Origin of the sequence: Kitasatospora sp. NBC_00070, from assembly GCF_045041205.1 — a bacterium.
Lineage (GTDB): Bacteria > Actinomycetota > Actinomycetes > Streptomycetales > Streptomycetaceae > Kitasatospora.
This window is the reverse complement of the sequence record NZ_CP108247.1, coordinates 3,203,786-3,222,180: the sequence shown is the minus strand read 5'-3', so window position 1 is coordinate 3,222,180 and position 18,395 is coordinate 3,203,786. Positions and strand designations below refer to the sequence as shown.

Genomic DNA, 18,395 nt, shown 5'->3' with positions numbered 1-18,395 from the left:
GGAGAACACCAATGAGGGAGCCGGGAAGATGGTCCTGCTTCTGAGTCTCGGCACGGCGGGTCTCGCCCTTCTTGTCCTCTCGCTGGTCGTCGACGGGCTGCTTGAAGGCCTCTTCGACGGTGTGGCGGACGGCCCGCTGTCGTTGCCGGTGGCTGCCGGGTTCCTCTCGATGCTCGGCTTCGCCGGCGCCATCGTGCTGGGCACCACACCGCTGGGGATGGCCGGTTCCCTGCTCGTCGGCGCTCTCGCAGGCGCTGCGGCCGGTCGGCTGACGTGGAAGTTCAGCCGGGCTCTGATGCGCGACCAGACCTCGGTCACCCCACGGTCCGAGGACCTGGTCGGCTCCGAAGGCACGGTGGTGACCGCGATTCCTGCTGACGGCTACGGCGAGGTCCTGCTGCGCGCCGGGGGCCAGCCGGTGAAGTTCGCGGCCCGCAGCGCCGTCTCCGTCGAGCGCGGTGCGGAGGTCTGGGTCGAGGCGGTCCTGTCGACCACCTCGGTCGCCGTCCGCCCCGCCCGAACCTGACCCATCCACCTGAAAACCCAACCCGCACTATCTGCCGTCCCACGGGAGGCAGGGGGGACCCATCATGAGCCCAGTTGTCGCCGCAGTCGTCGGAGTTCTCGTACTCCTCGTACTTCTCGCCTTCGTCGTTGTCACCCGCTACAAGGTCGCGGGCCCGAGCGAGGCCTTCATCATCACCGGCCGCCGTGGCAAGAGTTCGACGAACCCGGAGACTGGCCGGATCAGCACCGACAACAGCGGCCAGAAGGTCGTCGTCGGCGGCGGGGTCTTCGTCGTGCCGTTCGTCCAGCAGAAGTTCACCCTCGACCTCTCCAGCCGGCACATCCCGATCGCGGTGCGCGGCGCCGTCACCCTGCGCGGCGTGAAGGCCAACCTCGAAGGCGTCGCCATCGTCAAGGTCGGCGGCAACGAGGACGCCATCCGAGCCGCCGCCCAACGCTTCCTCCAGCAGCAGGACGGCATCGTCCGGTTCACCCAGGAAGTGCTCTCCGGCGCACTGCGCGCCATCGTCGGCCGGATGTCCGTGGAGGACATCATCCGTGACCGGGCCGCCTTCGCCGGCCAGGTCGCGGAGGAGGCAGAGGCCAGTCTCTCCGGGCAGGGCCTGGTGCTGGACGCCTTCCAGATCCAGGACATCACCACCGAGGGCTCCTACCTGGAGGACCTTGGACGCCCGGAGGCCGCCAGGGCCAAGCAGGAGGCCGACATCGCCGAAGCCATCGCCCGGCGTGCCTCCGAGCAGGCCCGGCTCAAGGCAGCCGAGGAAATCGCCGTCGCCGAGCGGACCTTCTACCTCAAGCAGGCGGAGATCCGGGTGGAGACCGAAGCCGCCGCGGCGAAGGCCAACGCCGCGGGTCCGCTCGCGGAAGCGGCCCGTCAGCAGGAGGTGCTCGCGGAGCAGGAGAAGGTCGCGCAGCGGCAGGCCGCCCTGACCGACCGTCAGTTGGACACCCAGATTCGCAAGCCCGCCGACGCGGCCCGCTACCAGGCCGAGCAGGAGGCCGAAGCCCGCAAGATCGCCCTGGTCAAGGAGGCCGAGGCACAGTCCGAGCGGTCCCGGCTTACGGGCCTGGGCGAGCAGGCCTACCGCGCGGCACTGGCCGAGGCCGTACGGATCGAGGGCGAGGCGGACGCATCCGCGATCGCCGCCAAGGGCATGGCCGAAGCCGAGGCGATGCGCAAGAAGGCCGATGCGTTCGCCCAGTACGGCGACGCGGCGGTGATCCAGATGATGGTCGAGGCACTGCCGCAGGTCGTCGCCAAGGCCGCCGAACCTCTCAGCGCGATCGACAAGCTGACCGTCATCTCCACCGACGGCGCCAGCCAGCTCGCCCGCACGGTCACCGACAACGTCACCCAGGGCCTCGAACTCATCAACTCCACCACCGGCGTGGATCTCACCGAACTGCTGAAGGGCCTCACCAGCCGGACCGTCCCCGCCGCGCCGGTTGTCGCCGTCGGACCGCAGCGCACCGAGATCGAGATCACCGACTGACCAGCCGGATGCCGAAGCCTCCTGCCCTGCATGGAACACATCGCTCCCAGCGTCGGCGAACCTGCGGTTCAGCGAGTTCCAGGACGAGGGACTGGGACGGTCGTCAAAATCTCACGCAGACCACCCGGGGGTGCTCACCGCAGCCGGGGAAGCGGGACCACGTGCGTGGGGCGGCTGGTGTGAACTTTCCAGCCGCCCCGGCGGCGGTACCGAGCAAGCCCGGCGCCTTGCGGGTACCGGACCGTGTGGAGCAGGGCTTCGCCGCACGCCCGAATGAGGACGCTTACGCTCTTTCAACGAGTGTCCGGAGCCGAGGACACGGTGAGCGAGTGCTGCTGGTCAGCGTAGGTCCGGCACCTGCTCAGAGCGCGCAGCCCATGAGACCAGGCCCAAACGCGGCACCACCAGGCGGAGATGGCCGGCGGCCGTGGTTCAGGGGGACCGCCGCCACCTCCGTGGATGTGCTGAGGTGACACTGTCGTCATCGTGTCCACGGCCGCTGAGGCGGAGGTAAGGTTTCTGGTGCGGGGCAACCTTGTCGCCGTTCCCGACCTGATGGCCTGCGCGATATGCGCGGGCCGACCGCCTGGCGGGGCCGATGGCGCCCCCGCGAAGATCCACCGGTAGGAGAGAGGCGTGCGCGTGCCCCAGGTGCCCGACGCCGCAGTCTGCCCGCCGTGACCCACCAGGGGTGAGCTGACCGGCCGCCCTGGAGGCGGCCTCGCTCATCCGGTAGAGCTTGCGCCCGTACTCGGGCGATCCGTGGGATGCCGCCGTGGTGTTCCGCGGCCCCGTCCCCGCGCGCACCCTGCTGGTCGCGCCCGAGCACGACAGGTCCACGCCGTCTTGCAGACTTCCCCGCTCACCGCTGCCGTGCGCCTGCGCGGCCTTCGCCCCGACTGGCTGAACAACCCGAAGGTCTGGCGCACCGAGGTCCTGGCCGGCCTGGTGGTCGCGCTCGCGCTGATCCCCGAGGCGATCTCGTTCTCGATCATCGCCGGCGTCGACCCGAAGATCGGCCTGTTCGCCTCCTTCACCATGGCTGTGACGATCTCGATCGTCGGTGGGCGCCGCGCGATGATCTCCGCCGCCACCGGCGCCGTCGCCCTGGTCATCGGCCCGCTGAACCGCGAGCACGGCCTCGGCTACCTGGTCGCCGCGGTCATCCTCGCCGGCGTCATCCAGATCGCCCTGGGCGCGCTCGGCGTGGCGAAGCTGATGCGTTTCGTGCCCCGCTCGGTGATGATCGGCTTCGTCAACGCGCTGGCGATCCTGATCTTCATGGCCCAGGTCCCCGAGATGACGCACGTCCCCTGGGCGGTCTACCCGCTGATCGCCGCAGGGCTGGCGCTGATGGTGTTCTTCCCGAAGGTCACCACCGTCATCCCGGCGCCGCTGGTGTCGATCGTCATCCTCACCGTCATCACGCTCGCGGCCGGCATCGCGGTGCCCACCGTCGGAGACAAGGGCGACCTTCCGTCCTCCCTGCCGGTCCCGGGGCTGCCGGACGTGCCGTTCACCATGGACACGCTCACCGTCATCGCCCCCTACGCGCTCGCCATGGCGCTGGTCGGGCTGATGGAGTCGCTGATGACCGCCAAGCTGGTCGACGACATCACCGACACCCACTCCTCCAAGACCCGCGAGTCGATCGGCCAGGGCGTCGCCAACATCGTCACCGGCTTCTTCGGAGGCATGGGCGGCTGCGCGATGATCGGCCAGACCATGATCAACGTCAAGGTGTCCGGCGCCCGCACCCGCCTCTCCACCTTCCTCGCCGGGGCGTTCCTGATGGTGCTGTGCATCGTCTTCGGCCCGATCGTCTCCGACATCCCGATGGCCGCCCTCGTCGCAGTGATGGTGATGGTGTCCTTCGCGACGTTCGACTGGCACTCCATCGCCCCCAAGACCCTCAAGCGGATGCCGCTCGGGGAGATCGCCGTCATGGTGATCACCGTCGCCTGCGTGGTCGCCACCTCCAACCTCGCCATCGGCGTCGTCGTCGGCTCGATCACCGCGATGGTCATCTTCGCCAAGCGCGTCGCCCACTTCGCCAACGTCACCGCCCACACCGCCCCCGACGGCGGCAGCGTCGTGTACTCGGTGACCGGCGAGCTGTTCTTCGCCTCCTCCAACGACCTCGTCGGCCAATTCGACTACGCGGGCGACCCCGACAAGGTCGTCATCGACCTCACCGACGCCCACATCTGGGACGCCTCCTCCGTCGCCGCCCTCGACGCCATCGAGACCAAGTACAAGCAACGCGGAAAGACTGTCGAGATCATCGGCCTCAACACCCCCAGCGCCGACATCCACGACAAGCTCAGCGGCGAACTCACCAGCCACTGACCACCGCACGGTACAGACCCTCCGTACTCCGGAGGACCGGCGGCAGTTCTCATCCTCCTCTGCCGGCTGGTCGACGACGCGCCGGACTCAAGAGCAGACCCAAAGGAGCGCTGGCGCACCTGTTCGTCAGGACCGCCGGAGCATCCGCAGCCATTTCGTCGCGAGCCCCCCGACGGCAGCTCTGCGGCGATGACCTGCTGCTACATCGCTCCGGGGCTGCACGAGGCGCCAGGTTCCTGGGTTTGGGGTCCCTGGATGTACTTGGTGAGGAACTCACCGATGCGAGGGTCGGTGGCACTGTCCACGATGAGCTGCGTGCTCCAGGCGCTGAGCGTTATGGTGCCGGGCTCGTCGGGGTAGGGGCTCAGGAACGTGTACGGCGTGACCTCGACCCGCTCGGCGAGCGATGCGATGTCGGCAGCCGTTGCCTTGCTGTTGTAGGTGACCCAAACAGCACCGTGCTCCAGGGAGTGGACCGCGTTCTCGTTGTGGACCGGCTGGTCGTAGACGTTTCCCATACACGGCACCCACACCGGGTCGTGGTCACCGCCGACCGGCGGGGTCTGGGTGTACTTGACGGGCGTCGTCACATGGTTCCGGGTGAACGCTCCGAAGGTCTTCACGCCTTGTATCGGTGCCTGAGCGGCGGCTGCCCTGGCCTTGTGCTCATCCGAGCTCCGCTTGACGGCATACGCGCCCGCCCCGCCCGCGCCGAGGACGACAGCGGTGACCAGTGCGAACACGATCCTCTGATTGCGGCGCCGAAGGCGCTGTTCCTGGGCCCGCAGTTCGGCGATGCGGGCGCGGCGGTGGGCGCCTGCGCGGCCGGAGCTGCCGTCGGCCGAGGTGGGACCGGGACCGGTCTGGCGGCCGGGCTTGCCGGACATGGACCCCATCGAGGTCATCCTTGTCTGTACTGCGGCTCTGGAAGCCGTGCGCGTCGGAGGCTGCGGGGGCGCACCTGGCGCCCTCCCCTGCGGGTGCCGCGCAATGCGCCGCTCGCACGCCGAGGCGCCCCACAGCCAGATCTTTGCCCTGTGCAACGAATGGATGCTACCTCTCCGCCCAGGCGGGCCGAAAGGCCCTGCGACCCGGGACATTTCGACTTCGCGGCCCTCGTCGAGCACCCCGCCGATCGGACGGTGCGAAGTGCAGCAGCGGGACGGGGCACGTGCTCTGCTGCATGCGGACTGCACTGGGCCCCGTCCCGGCATGGGGAGTCGACGGACGGCACGGCGCCATATTTTGCATAATGCAAAGGTGACTGGAGCCGAAGCGACACCTTCTCCGCTTTCCCCTCTGCGCGCCGCCGCGGGACCGCGTGTCCGCCGGGGGCTGGCCGGCGCGCTGGCCTCCCTGCGTGAGACCAAGAGCGGCCTCCTCCTGCTTGCTCTGCTGGTCGGCGCGGGCGCCGGGGGCAGTGCGATCGCCTTCCGGTGGCTGATCAGGACGTTCACCCTGCTCTTTTCCGGGCACAGTGACTACTCGGACGCGGGGCGCGCCCCCAACCCCTATGTCCCCTGGCTGGGAGCGTGGTTCGTGGTGCTCGCACCTGTGGTCGCCGGCCTGCTGTACGGCCCGCTGGTGCAGCGTTTCGCCCGTGAGGCGCGCGGCCACGGCGTGCCGGAGGTGATGTACGCCGTCGCCCGTCGAGGTGGGCGGATCGCCCCGCAGGTCGCGCTCGTCAAGTCCCTCGCGTCTGCGCTGACCATCGGTGGTGGTGGATCGGTGGGCAGGGAGGGACCTATCGTCCAGATCGGATCCGCCCTGGGCTCCTCCCTGGGGCAGGTGGTCCGGGTCGCCGAGGACCGGGTCAAGGTGCTCGTCGCGTGCGGGGCCGCGGGCGGCATCGCGGCCACCTTCAACGCGCCGCTGGCCGGGGTGTTCTTCGCGATGGAGCTGATCCTGCGGGACTTCACCGCCGATTCCTTCGGCATGGTCGTCCTCGCCTCGGTGGTCGCCTCCGTGATCGGGCGCGCGGCGTTCGGTGACACGCCGTTTCTCCAACTGCCGGCCTTCGGGGTGCACCACCTCGGCCAGTACCTGCTCTTCGCTCTCCTCGGTGTCCTCGCCGGCGTCGTCGGCATCGGCTTCGCCCGGGTCCTCTACAAGATCGAGGACGCCTGTGACTTCGTGTGGCGGGGTCCCGAATGGGCCCGCCCGGCCGTCGGCGGCCTGGCGCTGGGCCTGCTGCTGCTCGCTCTGCCCCAGATGTACGGCGTCGGCTACCCGGTACTGGAGAACGCCGTCAACGGCGAGTACGCCATCGGCTTCCTCCTCGTGCTCCTGGTCGGGAAGATCGTCGCGACGAGTCTGACCATCGGCATCGGCGGCTCGGGCGGGGTCTTCGCTCCGTCCCTGTTCATGGGTGCGATGCTCGGCGCGGCCTTCGGCACGGCGGCCGTCCACCTGTTCCCCGGCACAGCCGGCCCGGTCGGCGCCTACGGGCTGATCGGCATGGGCGCCGTCTTCGCCGGGGCAGCCCGAGCCCCCATCACCGCAGTCATCATCCTTTTCGAGCTCACCGGCGAATACTCGATCATCCTGCCGCTGATGGCGGCTATCGTCCTTGCCACCCTCACCAGCCGCGCCCTGAGCCGCGACACGATCTACACCATGAAACTGCGCCGCCGCGGGATCGACCTCGACGAGGCCCCCGCGGGGGCGGCCTTCACCGGCCTCACCGTCGTCGCTGCCATGGAACCCCTTCCGGAAGTACTCACCGAGACCACACCGCTCGGCAAGGCCGCCGATGTCCTGGCCGTCTCTCCCCACGGCGTCCTGCCCGTGATCACGGAAAGGGGCGCCTACCTCGGAACCGCAACGGCCCGCCGGGCAGCCGAGACTCTCACCGACGACAGCACCGCCAACGCCACCGTCGCGGTCATCACCCACCGCCCCGCTGTCGTCACCACCGAGACCGATCTCCCGGCGGCTCTGGGCGCCCTGATGGACACCGAAGAGGCGGGCCTGCCGGTCCTCGACCCCGATCGCGTCCTCCTCGTCGGCTGGCTCACCCACCAAAGTGTCCTCGCCGCACTCCACAACGCCCGGGCGAAGCCCTCCCAGGCAAGCTGACGACGGGCTCCGCCCCATCCGGCCCGGGCTGGAGCGGGAACCGGCCTGCGACGACTCCCAGGTGACGGGACAGCACAGGTTCCACCGGGGCGGACCGGCGAAGCTCTTGTGGATGCCGGGCTCCGGAGGCCCCGGCGGAGGGCCGGCGCCGACAGCCGAGCATCCGGCCACGTGGCCGGGTACGGATGATGCCTCGGTGATCGAGCAGCGGCGGGTCCTGGACGGTCACGCGCGAGATCCGGTGGGACTCACCGTGTGGAGGGAGGGTGCACAGATTCCCCTGGCCTACAGGCGGGCGGCGGCGAACGCAACGAGGGCGACGACGGTCACGACAATGCCGATCAGCCCGGCCCAACCGCCCAGCAGCGCGCACGCTGCCACGACGGTGAACGCACCGAGCATGAGCGCGGCGAATGCCCGTGCGGACAGTCCCCGGTCGTTGTTCTCCGCGGCGTGCGTCTTCCTCATCCAAGTCACGAGGACACCCTAGCCAGGGTGGTCGTCGCGGCGCGCTCGTCACGCGCGCCGGGTGCCGGACCGACGGGGGAGCCCGTCTCTCCGGATCCCGGCGACGCCCGTCCGAGGACCAGGATCAGACTCATCGAGTACCGCCGCGCCGGGACGGCATCAACGAGGTCAAGGCTGCTTGTCCGTGTCGCCGGCCAGGCGGGCGCGCGGCTGGTGACCCGACGGCGAAGTCATCGCCCACGGTCGGGCGATGCAGTGCGAAGGCGGCGTGGGACAGCGCCGCTGGTGCCCGTTGGAGCGTTCATCGAGTGTTTCCAGACCGGTTCTGTACGGCGGCGCCCGCCGACCTGATGGCCAAGGAGCAGGTCAGGTGCCTGGGGGCCGGGCTGCGCACGAATCATCCGAAACCTCGGGCCCCGCTTGGTGCGGCGCTCTCAGCCCTCGGTGGGCGGCGAGCATCGCCTCGGCCTCGGCAAGTGGTATCCCGGCACCGAGACAGTCCCGGATGAATCGGGCTTCGCGTGGATCGTCCCAGGGGGATGGGTACACGGTGTTCTCCGGGGAAGGCAGGAGGCTGAGGCAGGGAGGGGTGAATGCCGACCGGCCGACGAGATGCTCCGGCCGTAGCGGCAGGACCTGGCGGGGCTCCCGAGGCGAGGGAGCGCCCAGAGGCGGCCAGGCGGCGGACAGGTGGACTCGTCTTGGTTCGGCTGGACCGAACCAAGACGACGCAGGACATAGCGGATGGCGCCGGGCGTCGGATCCACCATTGCATTATGCAAAGAAAGTGCGCTGCCGTCACCCACCGGCGCTGAACCAGCCGGACCGCACGTGAGGCAGCGCTTCACGCGTGTGCGGCTTCCCAGCCCCGGCCGCGTCCCAGCGCGCGCCTGTCCCGTGTGCCGGGTCACTCGTTCAGGCGGCGAGGGCGAAGTAGCGGAGCCAGAGGTAGAGGGCGGAGATGGCGATGGTGACGATGGTGACGGGGATGCCGTAGCGGGTGAAGGTCCAGAACGTGATGGGGGTGCGGTTGCGTTCGGCGATGCCGAGGACGACGACGTTGGCGGAGGCCCCGATGGCGGTGGCGTTGCCGCCGAGGTCCGCCCCGAGGGCGAGTGCCCACCACAGGGTGGTGCCGTGGGGTTCGCCGACGGTGTGGACGAGGTCGGCGGTGATGGGGGCCATGGTGGCGACGTAGGGGATGTTGTCGACGATGGCGGACAGGACGGCGGAGGCGCCGAGCAGGGTCATGACGGAGGTGAGTGCGTTGCCGCCGGTGGCATCAGCCAGGGCGCGCGAGACAGTGCCGATGACGCCGGTCTCGATGAGGGCACCGACCATGATGAACAGGCCGGCGAAGAAGGCCAGGGTGGGCCACTCGACCTCGCCGAGGACGTCCTTGACCTCGACCTTGGAGACGGCGACCAGCACGCCGGCGCCGAGGAGCGCGACCACGGACGGGGCGTAGTGCACCACCGGGTGGAGCACGAACCCGGCGATGACCAGGGCGAGGACGGCCAGGCCCTGGACGAGCAGGCGCGGGTCGTGGATGGCTTCGCGTTCGTTGAGGGACATGACCTCGGCGGCGCGGTCCTCGTCGTAGACGAAGAAGCGGCGGAACATGAACCGGCACATCGCCACGAGTACGGCGGTGAGGACGACGGCGAGCGGGGCGAGGTGGACGAGGAAGTCGTTGAAGGTCAGCCCGGCGCGGCTGGCGATGATGATGTTCGGCGGGTCGCCGACCAGGGTCGCTATCCCACCCACGTTCGAGGCCAGCACTTCGGCGATCAGGAACGGCGCCGCCTTCAACGCCAGGCGCTCGCACACCAGCAGAGTGACCGGGGCGACCAGCAGCACGGTCGTGACGTTGTCCAGCAGTGCAGAGGCGACAGCGGTGATGACCATCAGCATCGCCATCACCCGGAAGGGCCGGGCCCTGCCGCGTTTGACGGCCCAGATCGCCAGGTACTCGAACAGACCGGTGCGGCGCAGGACTCCGACGATCATCATCATGCCCATGAGCAGGAAGATGACGTTCCAGTCGATGCCGGAGCCGGTGGAGAAGAACGCGGACTCGTCGTCGGTGGCACGGAGCGCGAGCATCAGGGCGGCGCCGCCGAGGGCGGCTGCGACCCGGTGGACCCATTCGGTGATGATCAGGACGTAGGCGGCGGCGAACACCGCGAGCGCGGCCCAGGCTTGCCAGTTGTTCACGGGTTCCCCAGGAGTCGGTGGAGCAGGTGGGAGGCGGTGACAACACCGAGAAGGTGCCCACTGCCTGCGGTGCGATGGCTTGTCGGGTGCTCCACCACAGCGGCCAGCGGGCTGCGGGTGCGGGCCATGAGGGCGGCGATCTCGACTGCGGTGTCGTCGGCGTCCGCGATGGCGGGGGCCGGGGCGTCCTTGGGGAGGCAGTCGCGGACTCGCACGCCCTCCAGGGCGTCGCAGAGCCGGTCGGCGTGGGCCTCGTCGATGACCGCGGCCAGTGTCGGGTCCTCCCACACGTAGCCGGGCACGAGCAGGCGGACCAGCTGGGAGGCGGGCAGGATCGCCACGGGTGTGCCGGGGCCGTCGAGGACCAGGATCCCGGGCAGTCGGTGCTCGGCCAGCAGCCGGGCCGCGTCCAGTGCCAGGTCGTCCAGGCCAACGGTGGGATAGGACTCGGCGAGGTCGCGTGCGCGCATCGTCAGTTCTCCTTCGTCACGGTGGGCAGCGTCTCGATACCCCGCTGGGCCGGGACGGCGTCAGCCTGTCGGGCTGCCGCCTGTTCCGGGGTGTCCGGCTCGGTGTTCTCATCGTGGTCGTCGGGGATGGCGGCCAGGTCGGCGACACGGAACAGCCGGGCGACGGGGACGTCGGAGCTGGAGTGCAGGGCGATGGAGAAGGCGATGCACACCGCGATCAGCGTGTACGCCTGCTCGCCCTGCGGGATGCCGGCCTGCAGGACGAGCAGCCCGTAGACGACGGAGGCGAAGCCCTTGGGGCCGAACCACGCGGCGACCAGCTGCTCACGGCGGTCGATCCGGGAGCGGAGCAGGGAGACCAGGAGCGAGGCGGGGCGGATCAGGACGATCGCCAGCACCACCGCGACGTACCCGCCTACCGGCAGGTCGCCGAACAGCTGCGGGGTGAGCAGTGCGCCGAAGACGAGGAGGGCGGCGAATTTGCTCAGCTCCGCGAGGGCTTCGCCGAGCGGTTCGAAGGAGTGCTTGGACTCCGGCGAGAGCGAGGCGAGGACGGCGCCGGCGGAGAACGCGGCGAGGTAGGGGTTGGCACCGGTGAGGTGGCAGGCGGCGTAGAGGATGACGCCGGTGGCGAGCGGCAGGAGCGGCTGCAGTTTGGCTTCCGCGCCGAGCAGCGGCACCCGCACCAGCAGGTTCACCAGCAGCGGCAGCGCGATGCCGAGTGCCAGGCCCCCGACCAGTTCCAGGCCGATCAGGCCGAGGGAGGACTCGGCGGTGGGTGAGGTGGGGCCGGCTGCGGCGATCAGCACGAGCACGACGGGCAGGGCGAGTCCGTCGTTGAGGCCGGACTCGACGTTCAGCAACTGCCGCAGCCGGACGGGGACTTCCTTGCGGCCCACGATCGCCGAGGCGAACACCGGGTCGGTGGGGGCGAGGACCGCGCCGACCAGCAGCGAGGTGGTCCAGTCGAGTCCGACCAGGAAGTGCGTGACCAGTGCCATTCCAGCGAAAGCCAGCGGCATGCCGATGCCGAGCGCCCGGGCGGGGTTGCGCCAGGCGCCGCGCAGGGCGGGGAAGGAGACGTGCATGCCGTCGGTGAACAGCACGGTGAACAGCGCCAGATCGGCGGTCATCACCACGATCGGGTCGTTGGGGGCGATGTGGATCAGCCCGAGGAAGCCGTCACTGACCAGCGCACCCGCCACCAGGAACAGCAGCGAGGTAGACAGGACGGAGCGGGCCGCCAGCCCCGAGACGAGGACCGCGATGAGCAGCGCGGCCCCGAAAACAGCGATGAGCACCATACGAGCCCCCTGGCGAAGAAGAGATGTGTCCCTTGTTCGCCGACCAGGCTTCCCGGCACTCCAATCCCGAACTTTATACGACTCTTACGGCTTCCATACGGACTTTTGACGAACCGGAGATCGTGGGCGTGGTCTGCGGCAACTCTTGCCGAGAAGGATTGCACAGTGCAAAGGTGTAGTCGGGGCTGATCCACCGACGCCCTGCTGGAGGACTGGGTGAAGATGCCGAGGCTGGCACGTGGGCCACTGCTCGAAGGGCTGCCGTTCGGCGCGATGGCGGCGGTCGCGGCCGTGGACGTGCTGGCCGGACCGGAGGTCGGCTTCCTGGCCCTCTTCTCGCTGGGGCCGGCGTTCGCCTGCGTGGCGGGAAGCGTCCGCCGGGCCCTGCTGGTGGGGGTACTGGCGTTCGTGCTGTGCCTGTCGGTGGCCTGGTACGACGCTCTGCTGGATACCAGGCGCGCGGTCGTCGCCCTGGCGTCGGTTGCCGGGGCAACGGGCGCCGCGGCGCTCGCGGCCCTGGTGCGCGGCCGGTTCGAACGCGAGCTCGCCGACATCCGCCACGTCGCCGAAGCCGCCCAGCGGGTCCTGCTGCGCCCCGTGCCCCGCCGGGCCGGGCGGATGCGGGTGGCTGTCTCCTACACGTCGGCGGCCGCGGCGGCCCGTATCGGCGGGGACCTGTACGAAGTGGTCGCGACACCGTCGGGCACCACCCGGGTGATCATCGGCGATGTCCAGGGCAAGGGACTTGAGGCGGTGGAGACCGCAGCCGTCGTCCTGGGCGCCTTCCGCGAGGCGGCACCGGACGAGGAGGACCTTGAAGCGGTGGGGCGCCGGCTGGAGCGGGCCCTCAACCGGCGGCTGGAGGGAGAGGAGTTCGTCACCGCCGTGCTGGCGGAGGTGGACGCCGACCACACGCTCACACTGCTCAACTACGGCCACCCCGCGCCGCTGCTGATCCGCCGGGGTCAGCCTGTCCGGTTCGCGGAGCCGCCCGTGCACGCGCCACCGCTCGGACTCGCCTCCCTGGGCCCCGATGGCCCGGTCGGCCACCAGGTGGTACTCGCCCCGGGCGACCAGATGCTCCTCTACACCGACGGGGTTGCCGAGGCTCGCGACGCGGACGGGGAGTTCTACCCGCTGGCACAGCGGGCCTTTCTGCTGGAGGAGGAGGACCCGGATGCAGCCCTTGAGGCACTGCGGCGGGATCTGGTGGCCCACGTCGCGGGACCGCTGGGCGACGACGCGGCGATGCTGCTGCTGCGCTACCGCGACCGGGAAGACGGCTGAGCGGCGCCGTCCTCAGTCCCGTAGTCACGTTCTGACCGTTGGAGGGTCATGCTTCACGTGCTGTTGCTGGAGTTCACGCAAGGCGAGAGCGAGGTTCAGGCGCACGCGGCCGGCCATGCCGAGTTCCTGGAGTCACACCACCGGGTCGGCACCTTCCTGCTGTCGGGAAGCTGTGTGGCGCCCGGCCGGGGCGCGGTCGCACTGGCGGTGGGAATCTCCCGCGAGCAGGCGGAGCGCCTCGTCCTGGACGACCCCCTCGTGCGGGCCGGCGCGGCCCGCTACACAGTGCTGACCGTCGATCCGGGCCGGGTCACGCCGCTGCTGGCGAGCGTGGTGGATGTCGACGAGAGCCGTCTGCGCCCCCGTCTGCGGCGCCGCGTCAGGGCCGGCTGAACTCGGCCGGGCGGCGGTTTTGGGCTCGCGGGGAGGGCCGCCCGACCGGCCGTATTCAGCGCCGTTGTGCGGGTATGGCTCCCAGCGCGGGCCTCGCCTCACGGGCGCGCTGGCGGGGCGCGGCGGGCCGGGTGGCGGCGAGGCTGGCGACGGCGTCGGCGGGATTCTCGTAGACGTCGAAGACCCGGTCGGTGCCGAAGACCGTCAGGGCCGAGCGGACCTGCGTGCCGGGGGCGGGCAGGGCAAGGCGCAGGTGGCCGTGGCGGGCGGCCATGTGACGGCGGGCGGCGACCAGGACCGCGAAGCCGCTGGAGTCGCAGAAGTTGAGGGAGCTGAGATCCACCACGAGATGGCGGCATCCCTCCCAGATGAAGCGCAGCAGCCGTTCGCGGACCGCCGAGACACCCGCGAGGTCGAGATCACCGCTGACGTGGACCATCGTCCAGCCGTTGCGCTGGCCGTAGGTGACGTGGGCTGTGCTCACAGGGTGCCTTTCGCGCCCAGGCCGTGGGGGAACGCGCAGACCGTGGGCACACGAGTGCCCCGTGGACGGCTTTCGGCCGGAGCGGGTTTGGCCGTGGGCTTCAGGGGCAGGAACGGTTCTCCGGACCGTTGCGAGCCGGGGCGCGGAAGGCTGTGAACGGTCCTGCCGTGCCCCGGCTGCTGTGCGGTGGTCCCCGCCCGGCGGCGGGGTTTGCGCCCGGCGGGACCACACATCTCGCTGTCCGGTCCCCGGCAGAGGCCGCCTGTGCGGCAGGCAGCTGTGTGAAGGAACGCACAACAAGTTCTTTGCATTATGCAAGGAAAGCGTCGGGGGTTCCAGTCCCCGGGGCGCGAAAGATGTGCGCGCGCTCCCCGTCCAGGATGTAAAAAGGACACATGTCCGACGACCGCCCCACGCCATCCACCTGCCCGGCCGCGTCAGCCGGGGTGGAGGAGGACCTTGTCTCGGCGGTCCTCACCGCTTCCCGGGTACTGGTGGCGATCTCGGCGAGATCCCTCGGGACGGTCGCCGAAACACTGACACTGCCCCAGTTCCGGATGCTCGTCGTACTGCAAACCCGCGGCGAGATGAGCATGTCGCGCCTCGCCGAATACCTGGCCGTCAACCCCTCGACCGCGCTGCGGATGATCGAAAGGCTGGTCACCGTCGGTATGGTCACCCGCCAGCCCGGCGAGCACGACCGCCGCGAGGTACTCATCGCCCTCACACCGCAAGGCGCGCACACCGTCACCGCTGCGACCGACCGGCGACGCGAGGAAATCGCGAGGATCGTCGCCTCGATGCCACCCGGCCGCCGGGCCGGATTGATCGAGGCGCTGCGCGCGTTCGCCGACGCCGGAGGCGAACCGCCCGCCCCGCACCGCCAGCTGGACCTGCTCGGCTGGTAACCCACGACAGTCCTCTTCCTCCGCTGGCGGCAGACAGGACAGCCCGGCGTCCGCGCGTCGGCGCCACCTTCCTCGCCGGCCGGCGCCCGCAGGGCTACGATGAGTGACGGTGAGCCGGGAAGCCTGGTCGGCGTGACAGTCCGCCGCGCCCAGGAGCCGCCACCATGACTCAGACACATCACCCCGCCCCGCTGAGTACCGAGCGGAGCGCGCGGTGAACGCCCCCGTCCAGCGCTCCGCCCTCTCGTCGGTGCACCGGGCCGCCCGCGGATGCCGCAACGCCGTGCGGCGCAGTGTCCGGCGGCTGGCAGGGCACGATCCCACAACCGTCCTCGTACGGCTGAAGGGCGACATCGACGCGCACAATGCACCCAGGGTCGCCCACCGCGTCCTGAAGGCTCTCAGGGGAGAGACGACCTGCATCGAGATCGACGTCTCACGCGTACCCCGTGTCAGCAGCAGCGGCAGCAAGGCGTTGTTCGCCGCGGTGCGCGCCGCCCGGGAGACCGGGGCGCAACTCGTCATCCTCGACGCCAGCCCCCAGGTCCGCTTCGCGCTCCACCACGCCGGCCTCGACAACGTACTGACCTACCGCGACACCAAACAGCGGTAACCCTTCCGGACGGTCAAGAAGACACCTGGAGAGCGCCGGTTACGCGCAAGGCACCGGCGCGGCTGTAACTCGGGCCGACATGGCAGGAGCAAGATCGGCCTGTCCAGTGGCGGCCGCAGTGACCACAGCGCCCAGTCCCGCCGTCGGGCACGGACCCGATACTCGGCACCTGACCGTGGAGTAACCCCCGGCAGGCCGGGAAGGCGTCATGTGGGAGACGAAACCATGACGGACGGACCTCCGCTCTCCGTGCGGGAGCAGCGCATCCTGGCCGAGATCGAGAATGAGCTCGGCGGGGACCGTGTCCTGCTCGCCGAACTGGCCACCATGCGAGTCGCCCCGGCCACCGTCAGAGAGCGGCTGACAGGCTTGATGACCAGGGCACCGGCCCCCGTGCTGAGCGCACTGGTGCTGGCATCGCTGTGGCTTGCCCTCCTGGCCGGCGACACCGGTAAGGGCTCGGCCTTCGGGTACTGCTGCGTGCTGTGGGTGCCGACCCTGGCGATGCTGTGCGGGCGCTGCCGGACCTGGTGGCACGCGCGAGGGTCCTCCGGCCGACGTACGGAGCGATGAGGAGGCGGTAGCGATGACGTGGTGGATCTGGCTGCTCGCGGCGGTGATCGCGCTCATACTCGCATGGACCGTGTCAGTGGGCCGGGCCTGGAGGAGAGGCGGGGTTGTCGCCGATCACACGCCTTCCCCCGGCGCTGCGGACGGCTCCGGACCGGGTGCGGTCACGGGTGAGGTGATGATGGCCGGCGCACTGGCGGGTATGACCGTGGTGACATCGGCAGGCGTTGCAGTGGGGCGTGTCAAGGACGTTGTGTTCGATGCCGCGAGCGGCCGGGTGACCAGGCTCGCACTGGTGGACCGAGGTCTGCTGGCCAGGCCACTGCGGGTCACCCTGCCATGGGAGGCGGTGTACGCCCTCGGCTCCGACGCCGTGATGATCCGCGGACCTGAGGTTCTGATCCCCGCCCCCGAGGACACTCCGAAGGACAACGTGGTGGGGGCTCGGGCCGTCGCGGACGACGGGCACCAGGTGGGCAGGGTCGCCGATGTCCTGCTCGACGTCAAAGCGGGATCCGCCACGGTGAGCGGGTTCGAGGTGCGGATCGTGGCCCCGCCCAAGACCATGCTTGTGCCTGTCAGGGGCCCGCTGGCCGCCTCCGCTCGCACGGTCGTCCTCTCCGGAAGCGGACTGCGGCTCGCCGCCAGCGAACTTGCCGCTTTCCCCGCAGCGGTCCGGGCGCTCGCATCCGCCGGGCCGCCGACCACGCGGGTCCCATGATGCTGTTCAGTACAACGCGCAGGCACCCCGTCATCGCGTCCGACACCGCCAAGACCCTGGGCCGGATCACCGGCATGCAGGTCGTGGAGGGCCCGGCTCGGGTGGTGGCGTTCAGCGTGCACACCCGACGGGGCACCCGACTTCTCCCCTGGACACAGGTCCACGCGTGCGGACCCGACGCGGTGATGAGCAAGCCGGACACCGCCCTGCGCGAACCCGACGACACCGCTCCGGCAGGAGTGAGCCTGATAGGGAAAGTGGTGCTGACCGAGGAGGGACACCAGCTCGGCCACATCAACGATGCCGCCTTCGCCCCCGACACCGGCCTGCTCGACTGGCTCACGACAGCGGGCTACCAGGTACCGGGACCACAGATTGTCAGTGTCGGTCCGTTCGCCGTCGTGGTGACCGAGCCGGCACCGACCACGAAAACGACGGGGCGCGCACGGCACGGCACGGCCCGTCCGGCCAACGGAGAGCCGTCATGAAACCGTCAGAGGCACCCCAGGTCCTGGTGGGCATCGACCCGGGACCCGAGGCCGAATCGGTCGTCCGCTTCGCCGCCCGAGAGGCAGCGCTACGCGGCGCGCCACTGCACCTGCACCACGCCCTGGGCCGGCACACGTCAACCCCGGACGCAGCCGGAGACCTGTTCACAGTCGCCGAGACCGTCCTCAAGCCCTACATGGCCCTTGTCCGCAACGAATTCCCACAGGTGAAGGCACGAACCGTGGCCGACCCAGGCGCCCCCGCCGCTGGACTCGTGGACCGGTCGCCCGAATGCGCACTGATCGTGCTGGGCCGTCGCGGCAGCGGAGGCTTCGCGCGTCTGGTGGTGGGATCCGTCTCGATGCAGGTCGCCACCCACGCAAACTGCCCAGTCACGGTCGTGCAAGGCGAACCGCCGGCCCCCTGGCGTGTCGTGGTCGGCGTCGATCGGCCCGAGGAGGACCAGGCCGCGCTGGAATTCGCCGCCGAAGAAGCGCTGCTCCGCGACGTGCCCCTGCACCTCGTCCACGCCGAATCCCACCCCCAGGCCCTGCCACTGGGCATGGCGCCACCCGGGCAGAGCGACCAAGCCGGTCTCCTCCATGCCGCGCAGCAGATCCTCGACCAAGAAGCCCACCGCTGGCAGGAGCTCCGCCCTGGCCTTCGCACCAGCACCGAGGCCCTTCGCACCAACGCAGCTGCCGCCCTCGTCGAAGCGTCCCACGACGCGGGGCTGCTGGTGGTCGGCACCCACCAACGCAATCCACTCACCCGTGTCCTGCTCGGATCGGTCTCAGCCCACCTGCTCCACCACGCGCACTGCCCCGTCACCGTCGTTCCCCGACAATGATCACCAGCGGGCTCCGTCGGCCGTCCGGGGCCACCCCTGTCGGCAGCGCGAGACGGTGAACGAGCCTCGGGCAGCCCTTGACCATGGCGCCCCTCTCCACTCCGAACGGCGGAGCGCGGGCAGGGCCGTTCGCGCCTGGACTGGCAACCCGGGAGCATTCTTTGCATAATGCA

18 protein-coding genes are annotated in these 18,395 nt (G+C 70.1%); 12 read left to right on the top strand and 6 right to left on the bottom strand.

The genetic code is table 11. The features are described 5' to 3' along the window. Positions 1 to 28 precede the first annotated feature (28 nt). From OHV05_RS14830 to OHV05_RS14820, 3 genes are all read left to right on the top strand, one after another. Positions 29 to 526 carry a hypothetical protein gene (locus OHV05_RS14830; RefSeq protein WP_405018072.1) on the top strand — a complete coding sequence of 166 codons (498 nt, stop codon included), beginning with the start codon at positions 29 to 31 and terminating at the stop codon, positions 524 to 526. Positions 527 to 590: 64 nt separating this feature from the next. Next, complete coding sequence (locus tag OHV05_RS14825) at positions 591 to 2,021, top strand: flotillin family protein (RefSeq protein WP_405018071.1); 1,431 nt, start codon at positions 591 to 593, stop codon at positions 2,019 to 2,021. 846 nt (positions 2,022 to 2,867) lie between these two features. Next, the gene (locus tag OHV05_RS14820; protein ID WP_405018070.1) at positions 2,868 to 4,370 is read left to right on the top strand and encodes a SulP family inorganic anion transporter; all 1,503 of its coding nucleotides are present in this window, start codon (positions 2,868 to 2,870) and stop codon (positions 4,368 to 4,370) included. 200 nt (positions 4,371 to 4,570) lie between these two features. On the opposite strand, the gene OHV05_RS14815 is transcribed toward OHV05_RS14820, so the two are convergent. Further along, a complete protein-coding gene (locus OHV05_RS14815) occupies positions 4,571 to 5,257 on the bottom strand; it encodes a DUF3105 domain-containing protein (RefSeq protein WP_405018069.1) in 687 nt (228 codons plus the stop codon). A 325-nt stretch (positions 5,258 to 5,582) separates the two neighbouring features. Between OHV05_RS14815 and OHV05_RS14810 the strand changes: the two genes are divergently transcribed. Next, positions 5,583 to 7,448, top strand: a complete 1,866-nt coding sequence (locus OHV05_RS14810) for a chloride channel protein (protein WP_405018068.1) — start codon at positions 5,583 to 5,585, stop codon at positions 7,446 to 7,448. Between the two features lie 285 nt (positions 7,449 to 7,733). On the opposite strand, the gene OHV05_RS14805 is transcribed toward OHV05_RS14810, so the two are convergent. The 4 genes from OHV05_RS14805 to OHV05_RS14790 all read right to left on the bottom strand — a co-directional run bounded on the left by OHV05_RS14805 (position 7,734) and on the right by OHV05_RS14790 (position 11,907). Beyond that, complete coding sequence (locus OHV05_RS14805; RefSeq protein WP_405018067.1) at positions 7,734 to 7,916, bottom strand: hypothetical protein; 183 nt, start codon at positions 7,914 to 7,916, stop codon at positions 7,734 to 7,736. A 915-nt stretch (positions 7,917 to 8,831) separates the two neighbouring features. Next, complete coding sequence (locus tag OHV05_RS14800) at positions 8,832 to 10,133, bottom strand: ArsB/NhaD family transporter (protein WP_405018066.1); 1,302 nt, start codon at positions 10,131 to 10,133, stop codon at positions 8,832 to 8,834. After that, a complete protein-coding gene (locus OHV05_RS14795; protein ID WP_405018065.1) occupies positions 10,130 to 10,603 on the bottom strand; it encodes a CBS domain-containing protein in 474 nt (157 codons plus the stop codon). The genes OHV05_RS14800 and OHV05_RS14795 overlap by 4 nt, the downstream gene beginning before the upstream one ends. A gap of 2 nt (positions 10,604 to 10,605) precedes the next feature. After that, positions 10,606 to 11,907: a cation:proton antiporter gene (locus OHV05_RS14790; protein ID WP_405018064.1), complete on the bottom strand. Its 1,302-nt coding sequence runs from the start codon at positions 11,905 to 11,907 to the stop codon at positions 10,606 to 10,608. Positions 11,908 to 12,129: 222 nt separating this feature from the next. On the opposite strand from OHV05_RS14790, the gene OHV05_RS14785 reads away from it, so the two are divergent. Further along, complete coding sequence (locus OHV05_RS14785) at positions 12,130 to 13,194, top strand: PP2C family protein-serine/threonine phosphatase (RefSeq protein ID WP_405021468.1); 1,065 nt, start codon at positions 12,130 to 12,132, stop codon at positions 13,192 to 13,194. 48 nt (positions 13,195 to 13,242) lie between these two features. Further along, positions 13,243 to 13,587 carry a YciI family protein gene (locus OHV05_RS14780; RefSeq protein WP_405018063.1) on the top strand — a complete coding sequence of 115 codons (345 nt, stop codon included), beginning with the start codon at positions 13,243 to 13,245 and terminating at the stop codon, positions 13,585 to 13,587. Positions 13,588 to 13,642: 55 nt separating this feature from the next. On the opposite strand, the gene OHV05_RS14775 is transcribed toward OHV05_RS14780, so the two are convergent. After that, the gene (locus OHV05_RS14775; RefSeq protein ID WP_405018062.1) at positions 13,643 to 14,071 is read right to left on the bottom strand and encodes an STAS domain-containing protein; all 429 of its coding nucleotides are present in this window, start codon (positions 14,069 to 14,071) and stop codon (positions 13,643 to 13,645) included. A gap of 395 nt (positions 14,072 to 14,466) precedes the next feature. Here OHV05_RS14775 and OHV05_RS14770 point away from each other — a divergent pair, with 395 nt between their 5' ends. The 6 genes from OHV05_RS14770 to OHV05_RS14745 all read left to right on the top strand — a co-directional run bounded on the left by OHV05_RS14770 (position 14,467) and on the right by OHV05_RS14745 (position 18,222). After that, complete coding sequence (locus tag OHV05_RS14770) at positions 14,467 to 14,979, top strand: MarR family winged helix-turn-helix transcriptional regulator (RefSeq protein ID WP_405018061.1); 513 nt, start codon at positions 14,467 to 14,469, stop codon at positions 14,977 to 14,979. 214 nt (positions 14,980 to 15,193) lie between these two features. Then, positions 15,194 to 15,592 (top strand): STAS domain-containing protein, encoded by a 399-nt coding sequence (locus OHV05_RS14765; RefSeq protein WP_405018060.1) that lies wholly within the window; start codon positions 15,194 to 15,196, stop codon positions 15,590 to 15,592. Between the two features lie 225 nt (positions 15,593 to 15,817). Further along, a complete protein-coding gene (locus OHV05_RS14760) occupies positions 15,818 to 16,165 on the top strand; it encodes a hypothetical protein (protein WP_405018059.1) in 348 nt (115 codons plus the stop codon). A gap of 13 nt (positions 16,166 to 16,178) precedes the next feature. Continuing rightward, positions 16,179 to 16,883: a PRC-barrel domain-containing protein gene (locus OHV05_RS14755; protein WP_405018058.1), complete on the top strand. Its 705-nt coding sequence runs from the start codon at positions 16,179 to 16,181 to the stop codon at positions 16,881 to 16,883. After that, entirely contained in the window at positions 16,880 to 17,371 is a 492-nt protein-coding gene (locus OHV05_RS14750) for a hypothetical protein (protein ID WP_405018057.1), read from the top strand. Before OHV05_RS14755 ends, OHV05_RS14750 begins: the two co-directional genes overlap by 4 nt. Then, positions 17,368 to 18,222 carry a universal stress protein gene (locus tag OHV05_RS14745; RefSeq protein WP_405018056.1) on the top strand — a complete coding sequence of 285 codons (855 nt, stop codon included), beginning with the start codon at positions 17,368 to 17,370 and terminating at the stop codon, positions 18,220 to 18,222. The genes OHV05_RS14750 and OHV05_RS14745 overlap by 4 nt, the downstream gene beginning before the upstream one ends. The last annotated feature ends 173 nt before the right edge of the window (positions 18,223 to 18,395 follow it).

Coding starts and splice junctions, on each gene's coding strand:
- OHV05_RS14830 (WP_405018072.1), top strand. CDS start 29: ATGGTCCTGCTTCTGAGTCTCGGCACGGCGGGTCTCGCCCTTCTTGTC.
- OHV05_RS14825 (WP_405018071.1), top strand. CDS start 591: ATGAGCCCAGTTGTCGCCGCAGTCGTCGGAGTTCTCGTACTCCTCGTA.
- OHV05_RS14815 (WP_405018069.1), bottom strand. CDS start 5,257: ATGTCCGGCAAGCCCGGCCGCCAGACCGGTCCCGGTCCCACCTCGGCC.
- OHV05_RS14810 (WP_405018068.1), top strand. CDS start 5,583: ATGGGGAGTCGACGGACGGCACGGCGCCATATTTTGCATAATGCAAAG.
- OHV05_RS14805 (WP_405018067.1), bottom strand. CDS start 7,916: ATGAGGAAGACGCACGCCGCGGAGAACAACGACCGGGGACTGTCCGCA.
- OHV05_RS14795 (WP_405018065.1), bottom strand. CDS start 10,603: ATGCGCGCACGCGACCTCGCCGAGTCCTATCCCACCGTTGGCCTGGAC.
- OHV05_RS14790 (WP_405018064.1), bottom strand. CDS start 11,907: ATGGTGCTCATCGCTGTTTTCGGGGCCGCGCTGCTCATCGCGGTCCTC.
- OHV05_RS14785 (WP_405021468.1), top strand. CDS start 12,130: ATGCCGAGGCTGGCACGTGGGCCACTGCTCGAAGGGCTGCCGTTCGGC.
- OHV05_RS14780 (WP_405018063.1), top strand. CDS start 13,243: ATGCTTCACGTGCTGTTGCTGGAGTTCACGCAAGGCGAGAGCGAGGTT.
- OHV05_RS14770 (WP_405018061.1), top strand. CDS start 14,467: ATGTCCGACGACCGCCCCACGCCATCCACCTGCCCGGCCGCGTCAGCC.
- OHV05_RS14760 (WP_405018059.1), top strand. CDS start 15,818: ATGACGGACGGACCTCCGCTCTCCGTGCGGGAGCAGCGCATCCTGGCC.
- OHV05_RS14755 (WP_405018058.1), top strand. CDS start 16,179: ATGACGTGGTGGATCTGGCTGCTCGCGGCGGTGATCGCGCTCATACTC.
- OHV05_RS14750 (WP_405018057.1), top strand. CDS start 16,880: ATGATGCTGTTCAGTACAACGCGCAGGCACCCCGTCATCGCGTCCGAC.
- OHV05_RS14745 (WP_405018056.1), top strand. CDS start 17,368: ATGAAACCGTCAGAGGCACCCCAGGTCCTGGTGGGCATCGACCCGGGA.